This window comes from Arenibacter flavimaris, assembly GCF_030291335.1.
Classification (GTDB): domain Bacteria; phylum Bacteroidota; class Bacteroidia; order Flavobacteriales; family Flavobacteriaceae; genus Arenibacter.
On record NZ_JASWIM010000057.1, the window covers coordinates 1 to 20,652 of the forward strand.

The window sequence follows — 20,652 nt, forward strand, 5'->3', positions numbered from 1 at the left end:
ATCTCCAAGACCTTGGCCGAATGGTGTAAAAGGAAAAGGGTCGAACTAAGGTTCATTCAACCTGGAAAGCCCATGCAAAATGGTTATATGGAACGCCTGAACAGGTTTTATAGGGAAGATGTATTGGATGCATATTGGTTCAACGATCTGCACCAGATAAGAACCCTGACCGATAAATGGAGGGAGGACTACAACAGGAAGCATCCCCACTCCGCTTTGGGAGATATACCACCTAGGGAAGACAAAGACCGTTTCGGGGAAGAATTCTTCCCCGAAACGACCAATATTAAAGAAAAATTGTTGAATTTAGAGATGTCCTAAAAAGGGTAAGGCTACATTTTTAGGGAAGGCTACAACTTCAAGAACAATTATTGAACTGCAAATCCATTGAGGCAATGATTTTACATTTGGACCAATATATTTGGGAGCTTGTAATTTCCTCTAAAGAAGTCACAAAGACAGTCATATACCTTTCAGATAAAATTTCAAATTGCTATTTTATTGAATCACTTCAGAACGTCCAAAAAGAACTGAAAATTACTGAAAGAACTGTTCAACGAATATTTAAACATAATATTGGATTATCACCAAATATGTTTAGGCGTATTTGTCAATTCAATTCTGCATTTACGGATTTAAATTTAGGCAGTTACAATAACCTTTCAGATATAGCATTTAATCACGGATATTCTGACCAAAGCCATTACATCAGAACCTTTAAGGAATTCACCAAGATAACCCCAAGCGAGTATTTAAATTTTGGAACGAGTTAATTTTAGCCGTGTCGGGTTTGTTCTATTTTTAAGCATTCGACATCACTAATTTTGTCGAAATGTTAAGTACACACACATGAAAAAATCAACTTTTAAAAGTATTGTGGCAATACTTGCAGGTTTTGTACTAGGGGCAACACTTTCTCTAGCAACCGACTTCCTATTTGATAAATTAGGAATAATGTCAATGGATAATTTCAAAGAAACTTCTGCAATTATAATTCTAGTTGTGATTGTTTATCGATTTGCTTTCAACGTCATTGGTTGTTATCTGGCAGCAAAATTGGCGCCAAGCAATCCAATGAAACACGTTATAATAATGGGCACGATAGGTACAGTTTTAAGTATTTTAGGATCATTGACAATGTGGGATTTAGTAATTGCTTGGTATAATATTTCAATTATTCTAATTGCCTTGCCAAGTGCAATTTTAGGAGGTAAACTTTATCTTATAAATCAAAAATAATGGCAAAAATAAAATTGACAAACACAGAATTGGTAACAGAACATATTGAAAAGTTGCCAAAGGAAATTCAACCCGCTATAGAGTATTTAAGACAACTAATGCTTTCTATTGATACTGAAATTACCGAACAAATTAAATGGAATGCACCAGCATTTCATTACACTGGTAAAATGAAACCCTATGACCCAAAAGAATATAAACAGGATATTCTGGTAATGAATTTACGCAAAGACAAAATAATGTGTGTTCTCCCAACGGGTGCAACTTTGACAAAGAACACTAAAATTTTGGAAGGAGATTATACAGATGGCAGACGACTTATAACTTTCAAGGATTTAGACGATATAAAAGCGAAAGAAGATGAATTGAAAAAGGTAATTAAAGAGTGGTTGAGCTTGGTGGAAAAATAAATTCACTACAGCTATCAAATGCCATTACAATAGATAGCTTTAAGCCAATAACAGTCTTAAGATGAGACGACATCTTTTAATACTAATTTTAACAACCTTATACTCATTTATAATGGCACAAGAAAAAATAATAGTGTGGAAAAGCACTTATGTTAATACAACTGAATTTACCACCATCAATTTAAAAGACACGATTGTAGTTAAGGGACACATCACAGGTCAAGGATTGGGGAAATTATTGAATGTTAATTACCTACTTGAAATAAATGAAAAGTGGGAAATTCAGTCAGTAAACATCAATTTACAATCCGACAGTACATTTAATATCTGGCTCTCAAAAAATAAAAAGAATCATTGGGTCAACGAAAAAGGCGAAATCCTCAAACAATTGAATAACTGTACAGACATAGATATTTCCTTGACCCCTTTTACTAACACATTACCAATCAATAGGCTCGGTTTAGCAGTTGGAGAATCAAAAGAAATTGAAGTCGTTTATTTTGAATTGCCAGCAAATAAATTTTCCCCTGTACAGCAGCGATATACCAATTTAGGTAATGGCATTTATAAATATGAAAGCCTTGTATCAGGATTTACTGCAAACTTACAAGTAGATAAAGATGGTTTGGTCTTAAATTATCCAGATATCTGGCACAGAGTGTTTAATGAACAAGAAATTGTATCAAGAGAAAAAGAAATTTTTGCATCTTCATTAATTTCTGAAAAAGCAAGTAGCGAAATCGAAACAAATGATATTTACAATTGGCTAATCGGCAGTTGGAATGTTGATGCTATTGATTATTTGGACAATAAAGAGGTCATTACATCTGAAGGAGAATGGCATTTTGCCTATGTTCTTGAAGGGCGCGTTGTACAGGATGTTTGGATTGCACCGAAGCGTTCGTTAAGAACGCCAAACTTAAAACAGCCAAGAAATCGTTATGGTTCAACCATACGTTATTTTGATACAGAATCAAAAAAATGGTGTATTCATTGGTTTAATCCCGTGAGTAGCATAATAAGTAAACTTTATGGCTGGAAAGAAAACGGTAAGATTGTTCACGAAGGAAATGATGAAAATGGAAATATATTGCGGTGGACATTTCAGGACATAACCGACAAGTCTTTTCATTGGAAGGGAGAGTTTAGTACCGATAACGGAAAGACTTTTACTTTACAAGCAGAATTCTTTGGAACACGAAAATGAGACAGTAGACAAATACAGCATTTCAGAATGGTGGCTTGAACCAAATTCTGACGGACCAGGCGCACATCAGCACGAAGAAAATGATGAGGTATTTTACGGACTTGAAGGCATAACTTCCGTACATGTTGGAGACAAATGGATGGACGTAGATAAAGGAACTTTTTAAGAATCCCAGCCAAGACTAATCACGACTTTGCAAATAGAACAAACGAAAATTCAGATTTGCTTAATTTTTTCATGCGGGAGGTTTTGAACGAAGTATGACTACTATTGTGAAATGATTTGAAGGTAACAAAAAAAACAATCCGCTAACTAATGAGATCAATTCCGCAAGTTTCGGGTTCAGCATAAATAATGCTTAATATATTTTTGTTATTATAAATATGACATCAATGTACGACCAAGAATATATAAATTATTGCCGAATAGCAGAAGCTATTGACTACATTCAGCAGAACTTTATAGATCAACCAACACTGGAAGAAGTTGCTGAAAAAGTACATTTAAGTCCATTTCATTTTCAAAGACTATTTACAGAATGGGCAGGTGTTAGCCCTAAAAAATTCTTACAATTCATAAGTGTTCAACACGCAAAATCAATCTTAGAGAATTCACAAACCACACTGTTTGAAACCGCATACAAAACTGGGCTTTCGGGAACAGGTAGATTGCACGATTTGTTTGTAAAAATTGAGGGGATGACACCTGGTGAATATAAAAAAAAAGGAGAAAATCTTTCAATAAACTATAGTTTCGCTCAAAGCCCGTTCGGAGAGATAATTGTTGCTTCCACGCACAAAGGCATTTGTTATATGGGGTTTGTTGATAATAAGAAAATAGCATTTTCAGAATTGGAAAAACGCTTTCCAAAAGCCAACTTCATACAGCAAACTGACGGTATGCAACAAAATGCATTACAAATCTATACCCAAGATTGGACTAAGATAAATAAGATAAAACTCCACTTGAAAGGGACAGATTTTCAATTAAAGGTTTGGGAGGCCCTTTTAAAAATACCCGAAGGAAATCTAGTTACTTACGGAAGTATTGCTCACCACATTCAAAAACCAAAAGCTTCAAGAGCTGTCGGAACTGCTATCGGAAATAACCCTATCGCTTTTTTAATTCCTTGCCATAGAGTAATCCAATCTACAGGATTATTTGGAGGTTATATGTGGGGGTCTACTCGAAAAACTGCAATTATTGGTTGGGAAGCATCAAAAGCCATTAAAATTTAAGAAGTCTAGTTTGGGGTTATAGTACTCTAATTGAAATATAAACCCTGCATAGATTTTAGTACTAAATGAATCATCCAAACTCAAGGGTATATATGAAATTGAAAGAATATAAAAATGTACACACCTAAAATTTTTGAAATTACGGACCATAAAATTATTGAGCAATTCATAAAAGAGAATGGTTTTGCAACTTTAGTTACCAAAGGAGCAACCGTTCCAACAGCTACTCATATCCCATTAGAGCTAGAGGAAAGTGAAAAAGGGAACAAAATTTTAGTAGGTCATATTTCAAAAGCAAACGAACAATGGAAAGAATTCAAGAGTGCCCCCAGTGTCTTAGTCATATTTCTTTCACCAATTAATCAATATATCTCATCGTCTTGGTATAAAAAACCCAATGCTCCAACTTGGAATTATTTAAGTGTTCACATTAGTGGAAAACTTAAAATATTATCTGGTGACAATCTTTGGAATTCTGTTAGCAGACTTACCGATAGATATGAGAGAACTCAAAAATGCCCTATTTCTTTAAACACGTTATCGATAACGGAGCAAAAACAAATTAATGGAATAGTTGGATTTCAAATAAGCATCGATAAAATCGAAGCTCAATTCAAATTAAGTCAAAACAGAACAGAAGAAGACTTTAAAAGCATCATTAATGAACTTAGATTGAGTAATGATTTAGGGGCTTCGCTAATGGCTGATACAATGGAACGAGAAAAGAATACTCAAAAGAACTGATGAAAAACTTCAAAGCAAAAATTGCCACAATCGATTGGCAAGCGGTATCTGAATCGATAAACGGAAAAGGTTATGCCATTATTCCCAAAATTCTACCAGATGAACAATGTAACGAGCTGATAAACGAATACAATAATGAAAATTTGTATCGAAAAAAAGTAATAATGGAGCGGTATCGCTTTGGTTTGGGCGAATACAAATACTTTGATTATCCACTACCTAATATCATTCAGATAATAAGAGAAACAATATATCCTAAACTCTCAACTATAGCAAACCTCTGGATGAAAGTGCTGAATATTAATAAAGTATACCCTCAAACATTAGAAGAATTATTATCGCTTTGCCATCAAAATAAGCAGTTAAAACCAACCCCTTTAATATTAAAATATGGGAAAGGTGGTTATAATACCTTACATCAAGATTTGTACGGAGATGTCTATTTTCCTATACAATGTGTTCTTTTTTTAAACGAACCGGATAAGGATTTTACAGGAGGGGAATTTGTTTTGACACAACAAACGCCAAGAGCACAGTCCAAAGCTATTGTATTAAAACCAAAGAAAGGAGATTTGCTCATTTTTACTACAAATTTTCGGCCTGTTAAAGGAGCACGAGGGTATTATCGGGTAAACATGAAACACGGAGTAAGTGAAGTAATAAGTGGTGAACGACATACTTTAGGCGTGATTTTTCACGATGCAACCAACTAAAGGAATGATAAAACATATTGACATTGGCGATGCAGAACTACATCAAAAAATAAAACTAAAAGAAATTGTTTTTGGGGGAAATCTTAATCTGAAAATTTATGGCACCTTGCAATGCAAATCGGGTAAAAGGATGAAGAAGCAAAACCGTGTTTTTTTCAATACAATCGAGCAGGCCAAAGCATGTGGATTTAGACCTTGCGGACATTGTATGCGAACCGATTATAAAATTTGGAAGAATGGACTTATTTAATACTGGAAATATAACTAATCTCTTACCTTTTGATGGGGAAGCACATTATTATGGTTCAGTCATGAATATAAAAAGAGCCCAACAGTATTTTGACAAATTATTAAAGAATATCCAATGGCAAAACGACAAAGCAATCATTTTTGGAAAATTGATTATCACGAAACGGAAAGTAGCCTGGTATGGAGACAACCCATTTGAATACACCTATTCAAAAACTACAAAATCCGCTCTTCCTTGGACTCAAGAATTGTTGGAACTCAAAGAAATTATAGAAAATATAACTGGAGAAAAATTCAACTCTTGCCTACTTAATCTATATCATAATGGAGATGAAGGTATGGCTTGGCATAGCGATAGCGAAAAAGATTTAAAAAAAGATGGTGCCATAGGTTCATTAAGTTTTGGGGCAGAACGTAAATTTTTATTCAAACATAAGGAAACAAAGCAAAGGGTTGCCATCCATTTGGAAAAGGGCAGTTTATTGGTTATGAAAGGAAAAACACAAACAAATTGGCTTCACCGTTTGCCTCCGACCAAAAAAGTAAAAAGCCCCAGAATAAACTTAACCTTTAGGACCATCGATATTTAATACAGCAAGTATCGGGTTTTAAGGTTCAGGTATCCCTAATATTTTTGACACCTAATAAAACCGGTACATAGTATTAAATAAAATCCAATAAAATGAATGCAAAAATAATTATCAGATTAGCTCTAATGAGCATAATCGCTTTACTTTTTTTACATCCAATCCAAATGAAAGCAACCAATAGATCCGAAAAAAAAACATACATACTTATACACGGCTCATGGCATAGTGCTTGGAACTGGTATAAAGTAACCCCCTTATTAGAACGCGAAGGACATACCGTTTACCCTATTGACCTTCCAGGTATGGGTAGGGATAAAACACCCATTGAGGAGGTCCGCTTCGAAACTACCATTCAAAAGCTATGTAATTTAATAGATAGTATTCCAGGCAAGGTTATTCTGGTAGGTCATAGTAAAAATGGTATTATGCTATCACAACTAGCGGAATATCGTCCCAAAAAAATTGAAAAGCTAATTTACATAGCAGCTGTTTTAGTTGCCAACGGCAAAAGTGCAAAGGATTATTTCGTATTGGACAAAAAGGAAATATTAGGACCGCACATCACAAAAAACGGAACAATATCTTCTATGCTTTTACCGGAAATTTATAAAGAAGGATTATATCACGATTGTGAGGATGATATAACAGAAATGGCAAAAATAATTTTACTGCCAGAGTCTTACGAATCTGCAACAGCAAAGCTTATTCTTACTGAAGAAAACTATGGAAGTGTACCAAGATACTATATTGAATGTACTGAGGATAGAGCTATAACACCATGGTTACAAGAAAAAATGTTATCAGAAATGCCTTGTCTAGAGGTGTACAAATTACCATCCAGTCACTCCCCATTTTTTAGTATGCCTAAAGAACTTACTGAGATCATTTTAAAAATCACCGAACTATAAAAGAGTACCAAAAGATTAAGTGAGCAAGAAAAGCTCGAAAACAGAACGAATTTTTAATATTTCATATGATTGCAGTGAGAAAAGGAAACTAGAGGTACAAAACTTGAAACTTCCAAGTTATTTCAAAAAACTAAAAAATATTTGCGCAACTAAATAACTGCATATATATTTGCAGTCAAATAACTGCGTAATGAAATTAAGAAGAGACGTTTTTCAAGCCATAGCCGACCCCACTAGAAGGGCAATTATATCTTTAGTAGCACTTCAAGCTTTAACACCAACAGCCATTGCAGAGAATTTCGATTCCTCCAGACAAACCATTTCCAAGCACATTCAAATTCTTACCGAATGTGAAATTTTGGAACAGGAACAAAAAGGAAGAGAGATTTACTACCAATTAAATCCAAAAGGGATGAAACAAATAGCTGATTTTATTGAGCCTTTTAGAAAAATGTGGGATGAACGATTTAATTCACTGGAAGCTGTTATGAAATCGAAGATTCACGAACACAAAAAATAAAATGAACAAAAAGTGAGTAATAAACATCAATCAAATACAAAATAAACAATGGAACAGAAAACAAAAATCAATGCCCAAGAAGGTAAGCAAGAGCTAACCATTACCAGAGCTTTTGACCTTCCAGTAGAATTGGTATATAAAGCCTATACCGAGGCTGAATTTATAGCACAATGGATGGGAACCAACGTACTAAAGCTAGAAAACAAAAATCACGGAAGTTATGAGTTCGAAACCTCACACGAAGGAAATGTAATGTTTAAGGCAAATGGAACCATACACAAGCTTATTCCGAACCAAGAAATAGTACGAACTTTTGAAATGGAAAATATGCCCATAGGCGTACAATTAGAGTTTTTGAATTTTGAAAAAATTACAGAAGACAAAAGCAAGTTAACCATTCAGATTATATACAAATCCGAAAAACACCGAGCAGAGCAACTAAAATTACCGTTTGCTTATGGTTTAAATATGGCCCATAATAAACTTCAAGAAATCCTAGAACCTAAAATTTGATACTATGAAAATTGAAGAAATTAAAAACTATCTACTTCAGAACTTTGATAAGTTACATTTAGTCGAAGCTGAAAATGACCTTTTCTTTATGCACAAAAAGAATGATAAACTTCCGTTTGCAACATTAATAACAAAGGACAATGAATATGATGCTGTATCCAATCTTAACAGGGAAGGTTTCTTTAGATTAAATTTTCCTGTTGATAAGCAAACATTTGAATCGGTATTTAAAGAACTTCCTAAAAGTAAAAAACTTGAAGCTTATATGCATCTTGGTATTGACTTTACCAAAGAAGATACCTTAATGCCCCATCCAACTTATGGTTCTATGAATTGGGTTTGTATTGTTAACCCTTCAAGAAATACGTTTGAAACATTAATTGAAAAATATTTAAAGCAATCCTATCAAAAAATAAATTAAAATGAAAAAAAGAGACAAAATTATTTATTGGGTTCTTACTATCTTCCTTTCATTTGGAATGTTAGCAGGTGGTATTCAGCAATTACTGCAAGTTGGTGGCTATAACGAAATCGTATCACAATTAGGCTATCCCCTATACTTATTAAGCATTCTTGGTGCTTGGAAAATACTAGGTGTAATCGCTATTTTAATTCCTAAACAAGCTTTGCTAAAGGAATGGGCGTATGCAGGTTTCTTCTTTGCAATGTCAGGAGCATTCATTTCGCATTTAGCAGTTGGTCAGTCATTTGCAGAAGCCATACCTTCATTAATATTAATGGTGGTGACGGTTTTATCTTGGTATTTTAGACCAGCAAACAGAAAATTAGAAAAACAATAGATATGGCTGATTTAAAACCTAAAACTGTAGATGAGTTTATAGACAATTCACCAGAAGAAGCACAAGAGGTAATGATCAAACTTAAAAAACTCATTGAAGTCACAGAGCCAACTGCAGAAAGTGGCATAAGTTGGAATGTGCCAATTTATAAATACAATGGAATCCTTGCTGGATTTTCCTTGGCTAAAAAGCACGTTAGTTTTGGTATCGACTCATTAACCGAAGAAATGCGTAAAATATTGGAAGAAAAGGGTTATAAAACAGGTAAAAAAACCATTCAAATAAAATTTGACCAAGATATTCCTATAGAAGAATTTAAACTTTTGATTGAAGAACAGATTAAGCTAAACGAATTATAACATCAGATGGAAATTAAAGAACATTCAAAAAGCGTTATTAAAATCGCAGAAATTATCTCAAATGAAATTATAATTAAAACCACAGAAGATGCCTTGGATTTAATGGGCAACATCTATTATCAAGGATATGATAAAATGATTTTACATCAAAAAAATATTACACCAGAGTTTTTTGATTTAAAAACTAAGTTGGCAGGAGATATTCTTCAAAAGTTTGCTCAATATCAAATGTCTTTAATTATCGTAGGAGATTTTTCAAACTATTCGAGTAAAAGTCTGCAAAACTTTATCTATGAAAGTAATAATGGATCACAGGTTAATTTTCTAAGTTCAATGGATGAAGCCCTAAACACATTGTAAAATAAACACATTCTTAAATGGAAAAAGTTGACCAATACCTAGAAAAGATAAAAAACTGGAAAGAAGAAAGCATCCTGTTGCGAGAAATCTGTTTAGAATGTGGTCTCGAAGAAGATTTTAAATGGATGCACCCCTGCTATACATTTCAAGGTAAAAATATAGTACTCATACATGGTTTTAAGGAGTATTGCGCCTTGCTATTTCACAAAGGGGCATTGTTGAATGATGCCAACAATATTTTAGTTCAACAAACCGAAAACGTCCAGTCAGCTCGTCAAATTCGATTTAGTAACAAACAGGAAATTATTGACTTAAAGGCGGTTATCAAAGCTTATGTTTTTGAAGCCATAGAGGTGGAAAAAGCAGGATTGGAAGTAAAAATGAAAAAGACTTCTGAATTTGAAATGCCTCACGAACTTGAAGAAATATTTAAAGACAATCCCGAATTAGAAACTGCATTTTACAACCTAACCCCAGGGAGACAAAGAGGGTATTTACTCTATTTCTCACAAGCCAAACAATCCAAAACACGAATATCAAGAATTGAAAAATCAATCCCTAAAATACTAGAAGGAAAAGGTTTAAATGATAGAGAAGTATAAAACATCCAATTAGATATGAAAAACTATCCTGAAGACAAATTAATATAAGCCACTACAGTTATTGAGTCTCTGGTACATAAATGTGAAAAGTTCTTACTCAAACTTACGGGTAGAACGTCACAGCATACTTTACTAAAGAATAGAATTGAGGCTCTCAAAATTGCTTTAGAACTTAGAAAAAGTGAGGTTGAAAACAAATCGATAGACAATGGAAAATAAAAAAGAGCATATCAACCCAAATGGACTTTTTAAGAATCCCATTTACAATTATTACTTTAGTTCTTATAAGTAGGAAAGCATCAATGATTATATCTAATTGTTAGCGGCAAGCAAAACAAACGACACAATTAAATCAAACAATGACACTATTAAAGAATTTTAAACATATTATTTTATACGGGCTAATACTAGCGATTTTGGTTTTTGCTCTGAAGTGGCTGCAATGGAAATTTCTGATAGTTGATAAAGCTATAGATATTTACATTGGACTAATTGCTCTTTTTTTTACCATTTTAGGTGTTTGGGTGGCTACGCAACTAGTGAAACCGAAAGTACATCAGATAATTGTCGAGAAAGAGGTGTTCATACCTCTTGATGATTTTACAATTAATAAAGAGGAACTGAAAAAATTGAATTTAAGTAGTCGTGAATACGAAGTATTGCAACTTTTAACAAAAGGCCAAAGCAATTTAGATATAGCGACAAACCTATTTCTATCTGTTAGTACAGTTAAGACCCACGTATCTAATCTATATACAAAAATGGATGTAAAAAGCAGGGCACAAGCAATTGAAAAGGCCAAACGCTTAAAAATCACCCAGTAATTCGCTCATACTTTCGTATGAAAGTACTCCCTTAAAATCGTTTTGGTACTAAAGTATGACACTAACTTCAATTTTCGATTTTAGTTTTGGGTTCAATTAAAAAAGAATATAGATGAAAAAAACAATTATAATATTTGGTTTGGTTATCGGGATCATTTTATCTGTAAATATGATTTTGATGGTAAATCTAATGTACAGCAATCCCGAAATGAAGGGTAATGATGTTGTAGGATATGCCACTATGGTTGTTCTATTTTCTTTGATTTTCTTCGGGGTTCGGAGTTATCGGAACAAGCACCTTAATGGGTTAATTTCTTTTAGGAAAGCATTCAAAATAGGTTTTTGGATTGCATTAATCGGTTCGACTATGTATGTGGTTGTTTGGCTTTTTTATTATTATTTATTTGTTCCTGATTTTATTGATATATACACTCAGCACGTACTCAGCAATTGCACTACCGCTTCAGATTTATCGACTAAAACAGCGGAAATGGCAAACTTTAAAGAGATGTACAAGAACCCTGTATTTGTAATCTTAATAACCTTTTCAGAAATATTACCTGTTGGATTGGTTGTTACTTTGGTAAGCGCATTAATGCTCAAAAAGAAGACATAATTTAAAATAAAACGATATGAAACAACAAATCACAACATTTCTCACATTTCAAGAAAATAATGCTGAGGAAGCCATGAATTTTTATGTGGATTTATTTGACAATTCTAAAGTCATTGATGTACAACGATACGGCAAAGGCGGTCCCGGAAAAGAAGGTTCCGTGATGATGGCGCAATTTCAGTTAAATGGAAAACGCTTCCTTTGTAGTGATAGTTTTGTAAAACACGATTGGAATTTCACACCGGCCATTTCTAATTTTGTAGAATGTAAAAATGAGGAAGAACTTGAAAAATTTTATTTAAAACTATCAGAAAATGGGTTTGTAATGATGCCAATGGATAACTACGGGTTTAGCAAAAAATTCACATGGGTTGCCGACAAATTTGGTATCTCCTGGCAATTAAATATACAATAATAAAGCATGGAGAATACAAAGGTTTATAAGATGCCATTTGCAAGAATCTATCAATGCTATATTCCAAAAGCAGAAATGAAAGGGCGTACAAAAGCACAGGTGGATGAGATAATATTTTGGCTGACTGGGTACGATCAAAAAACATTGCAACAACACATTGACAAGGAAACCAATGTTGAAACTTTTTTTATCCAAGCACCACAGATCAACCCAAATGCTTCGAAAATCACAGGGGTAATTTGTGGCTATCGTGTTGAAGAAATTGAAGACAAATTGATGCGACAAATTCGATATTTGGATAAATTGATTGATGAATTGGCCAAAGGAAAACCAATAGAAAAGATTTTAAGAAAATAGACTTACAAATAAACAAGAGCCAGCCGCTAAGCGGTGTATAGTTAATGGCGGTTATGTGCTGAAATTTAAAGTTTTATCATTTCAATAAACCATTTCCAAGTCGAAAGTTAAGTGTTTCGAAATGCGCCACTAACTAATATAGCAATAAAAATCCCGAAATCTAAATATCAGGAAACTGTAAAATTTTATAGAGAAATCCAATGGAATTGAAACTTGTGATGAATTGGAGGAAATATCAAAAGAAAACCATTGGATAATGGACCCAGCAGGAAGTGTATTTATAATCGGAAAAGATAATTCGGAATATTCACTCGACTCAAAAAAAGCCAGCAGTTAACACCGTATCAAAATTAATTGCTTGTTCTCGCCTACTACTGTAAATCCTAACGGATTTTCTATTCGGTTTGCATTTGCTAACTTTAGTGCTTAAACACGCAGCGAAATCATAAAGAAACACGTTAGCGGTCAGACTAGACCAACTACAATGTTCAAATAAATATGCCAATAAAGTATTTTGATATAAAAAATGGAATAATCAGCTTTTCCCAAAAGGATTACTCGTTAGCACGTCACAGGCATTTTCCCATAGAAGTGGCATTTGCTATATCCGGGCAATTACATATCCGAACCGATAATCAGCAATATACCAATGTCCAGTCTGTCATCATCAATTCGAATGTACCACATATTTTTAATTGCGAGAACAGCGAATGCCAATTGTACTTTATAGACCCTACATCTAACGCAGGGATTCAGCTGTCCAAATACTTTCTTCCGAAAGGAGAAGATATCGTTGTCAATACAATTACTAGTATAGAAATTTTCAAAGAAAAGTATATATACGGATTGGATGAAGATTATCCTTTTTGTGAAAGGGATGACAGAGTAAAAAGCTGTCTGTCATGGATAGATGATAATTACTCAAAAGAAGGAATAAAGCTATCCATGATTTCAGAAAATGTATTTTTATCGGAAAGTAGAATAGCACATTTATTTAAAAAGCAAATCGGTATCTCCATTCATCAATATATCTTATGGAAGAAAATAGAAAGTGCCATAAAACGCTATATAGAAGGTGCTTCTCTAACTGAATGCGCCTATTCTTTCGGCTTCTCGGATTCATCTCATTTCAATAAGACCTTTCAAAAAATGTTTGGTATCTATCCCTCCTTTTCTAATCAAGAATAGCAGGATTGTACAATTTATCCCATTGAGGCATTACTACTTTTGTGTCATAATTTTAAAACGTAAGATTATGGAAATTATCGAATTAGAAAGTTCATTTGTTCATCTAAAAGACGATGGCGGCATCCTTGCCAGTACAAATCGTTTGATGAAGGATTGCTATACCGTTTCCTCTTTTCATTTAATGGAGTACAAACAATCTCATCCTGATTACTGGGAGATTCATCCTTCAGGAGACGAACTAATCTTGATCGTGGAAGGTGAAATTGAAGTTGAATATTTAGATAATCAGGTTTCAGACCCCGCAATCAATCAATCTACTAAAAAAAATAAACGGACGATTACCGGTGGCCAGGCCATCATAATCCCTAAAGGGCATTGGCACAGACTTATTTTGAAAGAGGCAAGTCAAATTGTGGTGATGGCTAAAAATGAAGGCTCCAAACATTGCCCAGTACACTATTAAAATTAGGAATACAATGACAAACAAGAATAAAGCAATCATTCAACGATTGTATAAGGAAGTATTGAGGGATTGGAATATGAAGGTGGTGGATGAACTGGTTTCTCCTCAATTTACTTCTCACAACTGGCCAATGGGCAGTCCCACCGGTCCACAGGCATTTAAAGATTTCTATTGTAACATAATGCTGCATGTTGTTCCAGACGCTCACTATAAAATAGATGATTTGATTGCCGGTGAGGACAAAGTAGTGGTTCGATGGAGGATGTTTGGAACGCATAAAGGCATCTACAATGGTATCCCCCCAACAGGTAAAGCCATTATACTCAAGGGAATCGCCATCTATAGGCTAAAGGATAATAAAATAATGGAACGCTGGGTAATCACTGATTTATATACCCTACTTCAGGAAACAGCAAACGAAGTACCAAAACAAATTTGAAGGAAGTTCGAACCGCTAACAAAGTTTACATCCAATTGATAGCGGTAAGCAAAACAAACCATCGAACGAAAAAAGTAAGACATAACAAAAATGATTGACTTTCAAAAGGATTATATTTTAGAAAATGACAAGGTTATTTTAAGACCCTTAGTTGAAAATGATTTTGAACAACTTTTACCATTTTCTTTAAACGAATAGTAAAGTTTAATTATAAAAAACCTTTTTATGATAACCGAAATCAAAATTCTGAATTCTTCTTGTTGTTCGTATGGTACTCCTATTAAAGAACAGCTAGAAAAAATTGCTGAAGAGAATAATCTGTCAATTTCAATTGAAGAGCTTTCTGAACCAAAAGATACAATGGCATATGGCACTATGTCAATAGTATTTGGGTAGTCAGTTCAATAGGTCGACTCTTGAGTATAATATTGTAATGGCCAAGAAAATGACGATTTATTTGTAAAAAATAAGATAATAACAATATTCTGATAATTTTGTCCGAAATAGAAAAATGAAGTATCTTTGCCCGTATCCAAAAGAAAAGAATGTTCTCAAAAGCCTGTGAATACGGTATTAAAGCGACGACATATATAGCCTTGCATTCTTTGCAAAATAGGAGGGTAACCTTAAAGGAAATCGCAAAGGAAGTAGGTTCACCAGTTGCATTTACAGCAAAGATACTTCATCAATTGGCAAAGTCTAATATTATAGATTCGACAAAAGGGCCTTCTGGAGGATTTCAGATTTCGAAGGAACGAATCGATGATTTAACATTGAGCGATATTGTATTTGCCATTGATGGCAATTCCATTTATGTAAGTTGTGGACTTGGGCTTGATAAATGTGATGCCAATAGACCTTGCCCTGCTCATACTAAATTTGCGGGGGTCCGTAAAGACCTTAAACAAATGTTACATAGTACAAGCATTTTTGAATTGGCAACGGGCCTGGAAAGGGGATTAACATGTTTAAAAAGGTAAAAATTTATTTATAATTAAGATAAAATGACCCGAATATCCGAAAATATAAAATATTGGAAAAATGTACCGGTTATTGTCACTGTTCTATTGCCGGATTTAACAAGTGCACAAACAGCACCTTTAAACTCCGATAATTGGGCTACGAGTCCGGGAATTATCGGGACATTGGTTTTGATCTTCATCGTATTGTTCGTTGCCTGCATCATATTATTGGTGAAACTCAATGGTTACTTGGACTCTTTAAAAATGAAGCAGATCGAAAAGAAAAAACTGGCATTTAACGAAGAATTACTGGCGATGGAAGAAGGTGATATAGATCAAATCCTTGACAAACGCAAAAAGGCCTTAAAGTATAAATTATCAGGAACCGAATTGGGAAGTCAGGAAAAAATTATGGACGAAAAGGGGTTGGTCAATCGGGTTACCCATGAACCGGAAAACCCAATGTTCGATGAGAAAAAAAAGACACCTTTGAGCATCGAGACGCCCGTACCACTTAAAAGAATTATTATATATTATTTGGGTGCAGCCGTATGTTGGCTTGTATTCGGTACATTGGTGGGTCAGTACGTGGGAATGAAATTCATTTGGCCTGAAATGGATAATTTATCCTGGCTTTCCTTTGGCCGATTACGACCGGTACATACCAATGCCGTATTTTGGGGCTGGGCCTCGTTGGCAATGATCGGTCTCGGCTACTTTGTGATCGCACGTACCTCAAACACCAAAATCCATAGTTATGCGATTGCATGGCGAGCTTGGATATTGATCAACTTAACGGTATTACTGGGTACTATTTCATTAATGTCCGGCATAAACAATGGGGGAGGGGAATACCGGGAATATATCTGGCCGGTGATGACACTTTTCGCCATAGGACTGGTCATCACATTCTGGAATTTCTATAAAACAGTTGCCAATCGCAAAATATCCGATATCTATGTTTCCAACTGGTATATCCTTGCGGCGCTCATTTGGACGATCGTTCTAGCTACTATTGGATATCTGCCTTTATTTCAGAATGGGCTTGGGGAAACAATAATTCAAGGCTATTACATGCATCAAGGAGTAGGAATGTGGTTTATGACCTTTACCCTGGGGCTGGTCTATTACTACCTCCCGTCCGCTCTCAACAAACCTATATATTCCTACTCATTGGGAGTCTTGGCGTTTTGGACGCAAATGCTGTTCTATACCATGATCGGTACCCACCATTTTGTATTCAGTCCATTACCCTGGTGGCTACAGACCACTGCCATTGTATTTAGCGCTGGTATGTTTATACCCGTAGTTGCGGGCACTACAAATTTTTTAATGACTATGAAAGGGAGTTGGAGCCACATCTCTAAGAGTTATGTACTGCCCTTCTTTTTCGTAGGGGTCATCTTCTATTTCGTGGGTTCTACCCAAGGCAGTTTTCAAGCCTTCCGGTTCACTAACTACGTATGGCATTTTACCGATTTTAATGTGGCACACTCGCATATGACCATGTATGGGATTATCAGCTTTATACTTTGGGCATGTTTTTATACCATCTTGCCCAAATTAACCGGAAAAGAGCCTCCTCAGGTTTTTGTAGGGGCCCATTTCTGGCTTGCCTTTATCGGTCTGTTCGCCTATATGATTTCATTAATGGCGGGAGGCACCTATAAAGGTTTGAGCTGGATTGATGGTAATGCCTTTCTGGAATCGGTTATCTTAATGAAACCCTATTGGGTTTGGCGTGCCATAGGAGGTTCTCTGATGTTCATCTCCCATCTGGTATTTGCATATAATTTTTATTACATGGTCCGGAAAAGGAAACCTATAATGACCTTGGATGCACCCATCTTGGAACGTGTGAATAATTAAAACAAAAAAAAATGTTCAATTTTCATAAAAACCATAAAACCCTTGTACTTGCGGCCTTTATAGGCTTTGTAACCCTGAGTTTTATCGTTGCCCTATTTCCCGCCTCCCAAATGCAGAACGTACAGCCTTTGCCCAATCAACCCTTATTGACTGAGCAAGAAAGGGAAGGCCTGCACATCTATATAAGGGAAGGTTGCGTTGCATGTCATACTCAACAAGTGCGCAATATAGAAATGGACAATGTTTGGGGCAATCGCCCCTCCATCCCTTCAGATTATTATTATAGCAAGGAACGCATGGATTTTTGGCGACAATCACCCTCACTTTTAGGGAGTGAACGCACAGGCCCGGACCTCACGAATATCGGTGTACGACAATCAAGTAAGGATTGGCATTTGCTCCACCTTTACAATCCGCGCACGGTTGTTGGGGAATCAGTAATGCCCTCTTATCCTTGGCTGTTCAAGATCATTGACACCAACTCTGTAAAAGAAGGGGATGTAGTAATCAATCTGCCAGAAATGTTTGCCACCACATCGGGCACCACTGTAATCGCCAAGAAGGAAGTATTGCAATTGGTAGCCTACCTACAATCCTTAAAACAATTGGAGTTACCTGATGGAGAGAAAAGCAAATTTATTCCCCGTCTGCAACAAACACGGACCGAGGGCATGAATGGAGAGCAAAAAAATACTGCTCTCAACGGCGAAAACCTTTATAAACAGACATGTGCAGTGTGCCATCAAGACAATGGAAAAGGGGTAGTAGGTGCTTTTCCACCATTGGCGGGAAGTCCTATTGTCAATGACGAAGACCCGGAAATGATGATCAAAATAATCCTACAAGGTTACGATGCCCGGAGCGAATTTGCTTCAATGCAGCCTTTTGCCGATCAACTTTCAGATGCAGAGATAGCAGCTATCGCCACTCATGAACGTAACAGTTGGGGCAATAGTGCACCAGAAGTAACAGAAGAAGATGTTGCGAAAATTCGCGAATTCATTGTCAACAACTTAAAACCTTGAGTAATGAAAAGAAACTTGAATTTATATATAATATTTTTTGTCTTAGGTCAAAAGGTTGTGATGGCCTGCGATCTTTGTAAAAAAAATCAGCCAAAAGGCTTCGAGAATATCACACACGGTGAAGGTCCTACAGGTAATATCGACTATTTTATCACATGGTCTGCCATTATATTGGTGGCAATTACCTTGTTTTTTAGTGTTAAATATTTGGTGCGCCCAAAAGAGAATCGTCCCGATCATATCAAGAACATTGTATGGGACAAAAATTTTAAAGAGCATGGAGGACAATAGAATTATAAAAGTGTATTTGGATGAAGAGCCAAGACCTTTCGCCGAGTTTGCACCTCCGGTAAAATTTATACTGGACACGACCAAAATTCCTGATGGTATACATAAATTGAAAATTGTGGCCAGGTCATCCAGTAATGTCGAGGGCACACGCACTATTCAATTTGAAGTGCGCAATGGACCCGCAATTTCCGTAGTCGGCCTCAAGGAAAATGAAGTTGTCGACACGCAGATTCCTATTACTATCAATGCCTATGGCAGTGAGACCAAGGATTCTTTCGTAATAAGGGGTTCTGAGACCCCAAAGGCGATTCCGGCATGGGTCTGGGCACTTATAATTGCTTTCGTGGGCTTTGCGATGTTCTATGTAATAATGTATTGGAATCCTGAACTCTATAAATCTTTTTTCTAATGAAAAGGGAATTACAAAATTTTGACGATATAATACTTTTGGTGGATGAATTCTATACCAAAATACGAAAGGATGAATTATTGGGGCCCATTTTCAACAAAGTGATCCAAGGCCTTTGGCCAGCCCATTTGAACAAGATGTACACCTTTTGGCAAACGGTATTGCTTGAGGATCACACGTATTATGGCAGTCCGTTTATGCCCCATGTCGATCTTCCTGTTGAAAAAAAACATTTTGTCCGTTGGATCGAGCTGTTTTACGCGACCTTGGACGAACATTTTAAAGGGGAGAAGGTTGACGAGGCCAAATGGCGGGCCGCGAAGATGGCCGAAATGTTCCTTTATAAAATTGAGCATTATAGACACACCAATAAGAGACCTTTAATATGACCACAACTATAAAATATTCGTTGGCATTGGCAAGCGTTTTTATATGGATCGGTTTCGTAAGTGCCATCAGTTTTATGGAGGCATGGTTAAAATTTCGTGCCCCAGGCGTGACAATGCCTTTGGGCTTAGGTATCGGCCGGTTGGTCTTTTCCGCCCTAAACAAAGTGGAGTGGATGTTCACACTTCTTGTGATGGCCGATCTTCTATTAGGCAGAGAAAGCATTTTTTCATTAAGGAATGTACTATTCTTTATTCCATTGGTCCTTCTCATTTTGCAGACCCTTTGGCTTTTACCTGCACTAGACGCCCGGGCCGAAATCTTTATACAAGGAAGTGAACCTACAAGCTCTAATCTTCACTGGTATTACGTGGGCATGGAAATTGTAAAGGTTATCTGTCTTTTTATTTTTGGAATCAAACTCTTAAAACTTGAATAATGTCGAAAACATACATAAAAAAATTAGGCTCGGCATCCTCCAAATGATGTATGAACAAATCTTGCGCAGCCTATAAAAACTATCAAAGCACCGCCAACCTTCGGATATAGTATCATGTACTATATCCCAATTTAAGAAATACTAATCGAAAGGATTTTTAATATTATTAAAAGTATTTGTAGCCAAATGGGTTTAATTAGGTCGTTTTGCCAGAACTATACCCTAGGAGTACATGGATAACCAAGGACGTCAAGGGAATTTAGAATCATTCTATCCATCAATATCTTATGTCCTATTTAACATAGAAATACTTGAATACCATGGTACAAAATCGCATACTACGAAAATTTCTAGTCCAATTCCTAAATATCCATATTTATTTTATGCTCAATACCACTAGTGTCCCATTAAAATTGGGACGTTTTAAAAATTAAATAAATTTGGCCCATTAAGCCTATTTCGTTCTTTGTCATTTTGAAATTTAGTTTTGCTGAAGAGTTCCCGAAGGTTCGTTTT

34 protein-coding genes are annotated in these 20,652 nt (G+C 35.5%); all 34 read left to right on the plus strand.

The genetic code is table 11. The features are described from left to right. A partial coding sequence (locus QSE00_RS23940) for an integrase core domain-containing protein (protein WP_286107829.1) occupies positions 1–321 on the plus strand: 321 nt, incomplete at its 5' end. 74 nt (positions 322–395) lie between these two features. Beyond that, positions 396–773 (plus strand): helix-turn-helix domain-containing protein, encoded by a 378-nt coding sequence (locus tag QSE00_RS25315; RefSeq protein ID WP_353477498.1) that lies wholly within the window; start codon positions 396–398, stop codon positions 771–773. Positions 774–849: 76 nt separating this feature from the next. Further along, positions 850–1,239, plus strand: a complete 390-nt coding sequence (locus tag QSE00_RS23945; RefSeq protein WP_286107830.1) for a hypothetical protein — start codon at positions 850–852, stop codon at positions 1,237–1,239. Next, positions 1,239–1,649 carry a DUF1801 domain-containing protein gene (locus tag QSE00_RS23950; RefSeq protein WP_286107831.1) on the plus strand — a complete coding sequence of 137 codons (411 nt, stop codon included), beginning with the start codon at positions 1,239–1,241 and terminating at the stop codon, positions 1,647–1,649. The genes QSE00_RS23945 and QSE00_RS23950 overlap by 1 nt, the downstream gene beginning before the upstream one ends. Before the next feature lie 112 nt (positions 1,650–1,761). After that, positions 1,762–2,856 (plus strand): putative glycolipid-binding domain-containing protein, encoded by a 1,095-nt coding sequence (locus QSE00_RS23955; protein WP_286107832.1) that lies wholly within the window; start codon positions 1,762–1,764, stop codon positions 2,854–2,856. Then, positions 2,840–3,022 (plus strand): cupin domain-containing protein, encoded by a 183-nt coding sequence (locus QSE00_RS23960; RefSeq protein WP_286107833.1) that lies wholly within the window; start codon positions 2,840–2,842, stop codon positions 3,020–3,022. Before QSE00_RS23955 ends, QSE00_RS23960 begins: the two co-directional genes overlap by 17 nt. Positions 3,023–3,248: 226 nt before the next feature. Beyond that, positions 3,249–4,094 carry a bifunctional helix-turn-helix domain-containing protein/methylated-DNA--[protein]-cysteine S-methyltransferase gene (locus QSE00_RS23965; RefSeq protein WP_286107834.1) on the plus strand — a complete coding sequence of 282 codons (846 nt, stop codon included), beginning with the start codon at positions 3,249–3,251 and terminating at the stop codon, positions 4,092–4,094. Between the two features lie 114 nt (positions 4,095–4,208). Then, a complete protein-coding gene (locus QSE00_RS23970) occupies positions 4,209–4,838 on the plus strand; it encodes an FMN-binding negative transcriptional regulator (RefSeq protein ID WP_286107835.1) in 630 nt (209 codons plus the stop codon). Beyond that, positions 4,838–5,551, plus strand: a complete 714-nt coding sequence (locus tag QSE00_RS23975; protein ID WP_286107836.1) for a 2OG-Fe(II) oxygenase — start codon at positions 4,838–4,840, stop codon at positions 5,549–5,551. Before QSE00_RS23970 ends, QSE00_RS23975 begins: the two co-directional genes overlap by 1 nt. 4 nt (positions 5,552–5,555) lie before the next feature. Then, positions 5,556–5,801: an Ada metal-binding domain-containing protein gene (locus QSE00_RS23980; RefSeq protein WP_286107837.1), complete on the plus strand. Its 246-nt coding sequence runs from the start codon at positions 5,556–5,558 to the stop codon at positions 5,799–5,801. After that, positions 5,788–6,390 (plus strand): alpha-ketoglutarate-dependent dioxygenase AlkB family protein, encoded by a 603-nt coding sequence (locus QSE00_RS23985; protein WP_286107838.1) that lies wholly within the window; start codon positions 5,788–5,790, stop codon positions 6,388–6,390. Before QSE00_RS23980 ends, QSE00_RS23985 begins: the two co-directional genes overlap by 14 nt. A 92-nt stretch (positions 6,391–6,482) precedes the next feature. Next, positions 6,483–7,298, plus strand: coding sequence for an alpha/beta fold hydrolase (locus QSE00_RS23990; protein ID WP_286107839.1), 816 nt, complete (start codon positions 6,483–6,485; stop codon positions 7,296–7,298). A gap of 190 nt (positions 7,299–7,488) precedes the next feature. After that, complete coding sequence (locus QSE00_RS23995; RefSeq protein ID WP_286107840.1) at positions 7,489–7,818, plus strand: ArsR/SmtB family transcription factor; 330 nt, start codon at positions 7,489–7,491, stop codon at positions 7,816–7,818. A gap of 48 nt (positions 7,819–7,866) precedes the next feature. Further along, positions 7,867–8,331 carry an SRPBCC family protein gene (locus QSE00_RS24000; RefSeq protein WP_286107841.1) on the plus strand — a complete coding sequence of 155 codons (465 nt, stop codon included), beginning with the start codon at positions 7,867–7,869 and terminating at the stop codon, positions 8,329–8,331. Positions 8,332–8,335: 4 nt separating this feature from the next. After that, positions 8,336–8,752 (plus strand): DUF6194 family protein, encoded by a 417-nt coding sequence (locus QSE00_RS24005; RefSeq protein WP_286107842.1) that lies wholly within the window; start codon positions 8,336–8,338, stop codon positions 8,750–8,752. Position 8,753: 1 nt separating this feature from the next. Next, positions 8,754–9,131, plus strand: a complete 378-nt coding sequence (locus tag QSE00_RS24010; RefSeq protein ID WP_286107843.1) for a DoxX family protein — start codon at positions 8,754–8,756, stop codon at positions 9,129–9,131. A gap of 2 nt (positions 9,132–9,133) precedes the next feature. Beyond that, positions 9,134–9,490, plus strand: coding sequence for an iron chaperone (locus QSE00_RS24015; RefSeq protein ID WP_286107844.1), 357 nt, complete (start codon positions 9,134–9,136; stop codon positions 9,488–9,490). A 6-nt stretch (positions 9,491–9,496) separates the two neighbouring features. Continuing rightward, on the plus strand, positions 9,497–9,850 hold the full coding sequence (locus tag QSE00_RS24020; RefSeq protein WP_286107845.1) for a DUF4180 domain-containing protein: 354 nt from the start codon (positions 9,497–9,499) through the stop codon (positions 9,848–9,850). Between the two features lie 17 nt (positions 9,851–9,867). Then, a complete protein-coding gene (locus QSE00_RS24025; protein WP_286107846.1) occupies positions 9,868–10,452 on the plus strand; it encodes a YdeI/OmpD-associated family protein in 585 nt (194 codons plus the stop codon). A 359-nt stretch (positions 10,453–10,811) separates the two neighbouring features. Further along, positions 10,812–11,276 (plus strand): helix-turn-helix transcriptional regulator, encoded by a 465-nt coding sequence (locus QSE00_RS24030; protein WP_286107847.1) that lies wholly within the window; start codon positions 10,812–10,814, stop codon positions 11,274–11,276. A gap of 112 nt (positions 11,277–11,388) precedes the next feature. Then, entirely contained in the window at positions 11,389–11,892 is a 504-nt protein-coding gene (locus QSE00_RS24035) for a DUF4199 domain-containing protein (protein WP_286107848.1), read from the plus strand. Positions 11,893–11,908: 16 nt separating this feature from the next. Continuing rightward, entirely contained in the window at positions 11,909–12,307 is a 399-nt protein-coding gene (locus QSE00_RS24040) for a VOC family protein (RefSeq protein WP_286107849.1), read from the plus strand. A 6-nt stretch (positions 12,308–12,313) separates the two neighbouring features. Next, on the plus strand, positions 12,314–12,664 hold the full coding sequence (locus tag QSE00_RS24045) for a DUF2200 domain-containing protein (RefSeq protein WP_286107850.1): 351 nt from the start codon (positions 12,314–12,316) through the stop codon (positions 12,662–12,664). A 498-nt stretch (positions 12,665–13,162) separates the two neighbouring features. Further along, positions 13,163–13,852, plus strand: coding sequence for an AraC family transcriptional regulator (locus tag QSE00_RS24050; protein WP_286107851.1), 690 nt, complete (start codon positions 13,163–13,165; stop codon positions 13,850–13,852). Positions 13,853–13,919: 67 nt separating this feature from the next. Beyond that, entirely contained in the window at positions 13,920–14,315 is a 396-nt protein-coding gene (locus QSE00_RS24055) for a cupin domain-containing protein (RefSeq protein ID WP_286107852.1), read from the plus strand. A 13-nt stretch (positions 14,316–14,328) separates the two neighbouring features. Next, the gene (locus tag QSE00_RS24060) at positions 14,329–14,754 is read left to right on the plus strand and encodes an ester cyclase (RefSeq protein ID WP_286107853.1); all 426 of its coding nucleotides are present in this window, start codon (positions 14,329–14,331) and stop codon (positions 14,752–14,754) included. A 225-nt stretch (positions 14,755–14,979) separates the two neighbouring features. Further along, positions 14,980–15,150, plus strand: a complete 171-nt coding sequence (locus QSE00_RS24065) for a thioredoxin family protein (RefSeq protein ID WP_286107854.1) — start codon at positions 14,980–14,982, stop codon at positions 15,148–15,150. Positions 15,151–15,299: 149 nt separating this feature from the next. Further along, positions 15,300–15,734, plus strand: a complete 435-nt coding sequence (locus tag QSE00_RS24070) for an RrF2 family transcriptional regulator (RefSeq protein WP_286107855.1) — start codon at positions 15,300–15,302, stop codon at positions 15,732–15,734. 24 nt (positions 15,735–15,758) lie between these two features. Continuing rightward, positions 15,759–17,585, plus strand: coding sequence for a cbb3-type cytochrome c oxidase subunit I (locus QSE00_RS24075; RefSeq protein WP_286107856.1), 1,827 nt, complete (start codon positions 15,759–15,761; stop codon positions 17,583–17,585). 11 nt (positions 17,586–17,596) lie between these two features. Continuing rightward, on the plus strand, positions 17,597–18,610 hold the full coding sequence (locus QSE00_RS24080) for a cbb3-type cytochrome c oxidase subunit II (protein ID WP_286107857.1): 1,014 nt from the start codon (positions 17,597–17,599) through the stop codon (positions 18,608–18,610). A gap of 3 nt (positions 18,611–18,613) precedes the next feature. After that, positions 18,614–18,901 carry a hypothetical protein gene (locus QSE00_RS24085; protein WP_286107858.1) on the plus strand — a complete coding sequence of 96 codons (288 nt, stop codon included), beginning with the start codon at positions 18,614–18,616 and terminating at the stop codon, positions 18,899–18,901. After that, positions 18,888–19,310, plus strand: coding sequence for a cytochrome C (locus QSE00_RS24090; protein ID WP_286107859.1), 423 nt, complete (start codon positions 18,888–18,890; stop codon positions 19,308–19,310). Before QSE00_RS24085 ends, QSE00_RS24090 begins: the two co-directional genes overlap by 14 nt. After that, complete coding sequence (locus tag QSE00_RS24095; protein WP_286107860.1) at positions 19,310–19,699, plus strand: group III truncated hemoglobin; 390 nt, start codon at positions 19,310–19,312, stop codon at positions 19,697–19,699. The genes QSE00_RS24090 and QSE00_RS24095 overlap by 1 nt, the downstream gene beginning before the upstream one ends. Continuing rightward, a complete protein-coding gene (locus QSE00_RS24100; protein WP_286107861.1) occupies positions 19,696–20,136 on the plus strand; it encodes a hypothetical protein in 441 nt (146 codons plus the stop codon). The genes QSE00_RS24095 and QSE00_RS24100 overlap by 4 nt, the downstream gene beginning before the upstream one ends. Positions 20,137–20,652: the final 516 nt, after the last annotated feature.

Bases quoted from the DNA above. Each gene is read 5' to 3' on its own strand.
- QSE00_RS25315 (WP_353477498.1), top strand. From the start codon at position 396: ATGATTTTACATTTGGACCAATATATTTGGGAGCTTGTAATTTCCTCT.
- QSE00_RS23945 (WP_286107830.1), top strand. From the start codon at position 850: ATGAAAAAATCAACTTTTAAAAGTATTGTGGCAATACTTGCAGGTTTT.
- QSE00_RS23950 (WP_286107831.1), top strand. From the start codon at position 1,239: ATGGCAAAAATAAAATTGACAAACACAGAATTGGTAACAGAACATATT.
- QSE00_RS23955 (WP_286107832.1), top strand. From the start codon at position 1,762: ATGGCACAAGAAAAAATAATAGTGTGGAAAAGCACTTATGTTAATACA.
- QSE00_RS23965 (WP_286107834.1), top strand. From the start codon at position 3,249: ATGTACGACCAAGAATATATAAATTATTGCCGAATAGCAGAAGCTATT.
- QSE00_RS23970 (WP_286107835.1), top strand. From the start codon at position 4,209: ATGTACACACCTAAAATTTTTGAAATTACGGACCATAAAATTATTGAG.
- QSE00_RS23975 (WP_286107836.1), top strand. From the start codon at position 4,838: ATGAAAAACTTCAAAGCAAAAATTGCCACAATCGATTGGCAAGCGGTA.
- QSE00_RS23980 (WP_286107837.1), top strand. From the start codon at position 5,556: ATGATAAAACATATTGACATTGGCGATGCAGAACTACATCAAAAAATA.
- QSE00_RS23985 (WP_286107838.1), top strand. From the start codon at position 5,788: ATGGACTTATTTAATACTGGAAATATAACTAATCTCTTACCTTTTGAT.
- QSE00_RS23990 (WP_286107839.1), top strand. From the start codon at position 6,483: ATGAATGCAAAAATAATTATCAGATTAGCTCTAATGAGCATAATCGCT.
- QSE00_RS23995 (WP_286107840.1), top strand. From the start codon at position 7,489: ATGAAATTAAGAAGAGACGTTTTTCAAGCCATAGCCGACCCCACTAGA.
- QSE00_RS24000 (WP_286107841.1), top strand. From the start codon at position 7,867: ATGGAACAGAAAACAAAAATCAATGCCCAAGAAGGTAAGCAAGAGCTA.
- QSE00_RS24005 (WP_286107842.1), top strand. From the start codon at position 8,336: ATGAAAATTGAAGAAATTAAAAACTATCTACTTCAGAACTTTGATAAG.
- QSE00_RS24010 (WP_286107843.1), top strand. From the start codon at position 8,754: ATGAAAAAAAGAGACAAAATTATTTATTGGGTTCTTACTATCTTCCTT.
- QSE00_RS24015 (WP_286107844.1), top strand. From the start codon at position 9,134: ATGGCTGATTTAAAACCTAAAACTGTAGATGAGTTTATAGACAATTCA.
- QSE00_RS24020 (WP_286107845.1), top strand. From the start codon at position 9,497: ATGGAAATTAAAGAACATTCAAAAAGCGTTATTAAAATCGCAGAAATT.
- QSE00_RS24025 (WP_286107846.1), top strand. From the start codon at position 9,868: ATGGAAAAAGTTGACCAATACCTAGAAAAGATAAAAAACTGGAAAGAA.
- QSE00_RS24030 (WP_286107847.1), top strand. From the start codon at position 10,812: ATGACACTATTAAAGAATTTTAAACATATTATTTTATACGGGCTAATA.
- QSE00_RS24035 (WP_286107848.1), top strand. From the start codon at position 11,389: ATGAAAAAAACAATTATAATATTTGGTTTGGTTATCGGGATCATTTTA.
- QSE00_RS24040 (WP_286107849.1), top strand. From the start codon at position 11,909: ATGAAACAACAAATCACAACATTTCTCACATTTCAAGAAAATAATGCT.
- QSE00_RS24045 (WP_286107850.1), top strand. From the start codon at position 12,314: ATGGAGAATACAAAGGTTTATAAGATGCCATTTGCAAGAATCTATCAA.
- QSE00_RS24050 (WP_286107851.1), top strand. From the start codon at position 13,163: ATGCCAATAAAGTATTTTGATATAAAAAATGGAATAATCAGCTTTTCC.
- QSE00_RS24055 (WP_286107852.1), top strand. From the start codon at position 13,920: ATGGAAATTATCGAATTAGAAAGTTCATTTGTTCATCTAAAAGACGAT.
- QSE00_RS24060 (WP_286107853.1), top strand. From the start codon at position 14,329: ATGACAAACAAGAATAAAGCAATCATTCAACGATTGTATAAGGAAGTA.
- QSE00_RS24065 (WP_286107854.1), top strand. From the start codon at position 14,980: ATGATAACCGAAATCAAAATTCTGAATTCTTCTTGTTGTTCGTATGGT.
- QSE00_RS24070 (WP_286107855.1), top strand. From the start codon at position 15,300: ATGTTCTCAAAAGCCTGTGAATACGGTATTAAAGCGACGACATATATA.
- QSE00_RS24075 (WP_286107856.1), top strand. From the start codon at position 15,759: ATGACCCGAATATCCGAAAATATAAAATATTGGAAAAATGTACCGGTT.
- QSE00_RS24080 (WP_286107857.1), top strand. From the start codon at position 17,597: ATGTTCAATTTTCATAAAAACCATAAAACCCTTGTACTTGCGGCCTTT.
- QSE00_RS24085 (WP_286107858.1), top strand. From the start codon at position 18,614: ATGAAAAGAAACTTGAATTTATATATAATATTTTTTGTCTTAGGTCAA.
- QSE00_RS24090 (WP_286107859.1), top strand. From the start codon at position 18,888: ATGGAGGACAATAGAATTATAAAAGTGTATTTGGATGAAGAGCCAAGA.
- QSE00_RS24095 (WP_286107860.1), top strand. From the start codon at position 19,310: ATGAAAAGGGAATTACAAAATTTTGACGATATAATACTTTTGGTGGAT.
- QSE00_RS24100 (WP_286107861.1), top strand. From the start codon at position 19,696: ATGACCACAACTATAAAATATTCGTTGGCATTGGCAAGCGTTTTTATA.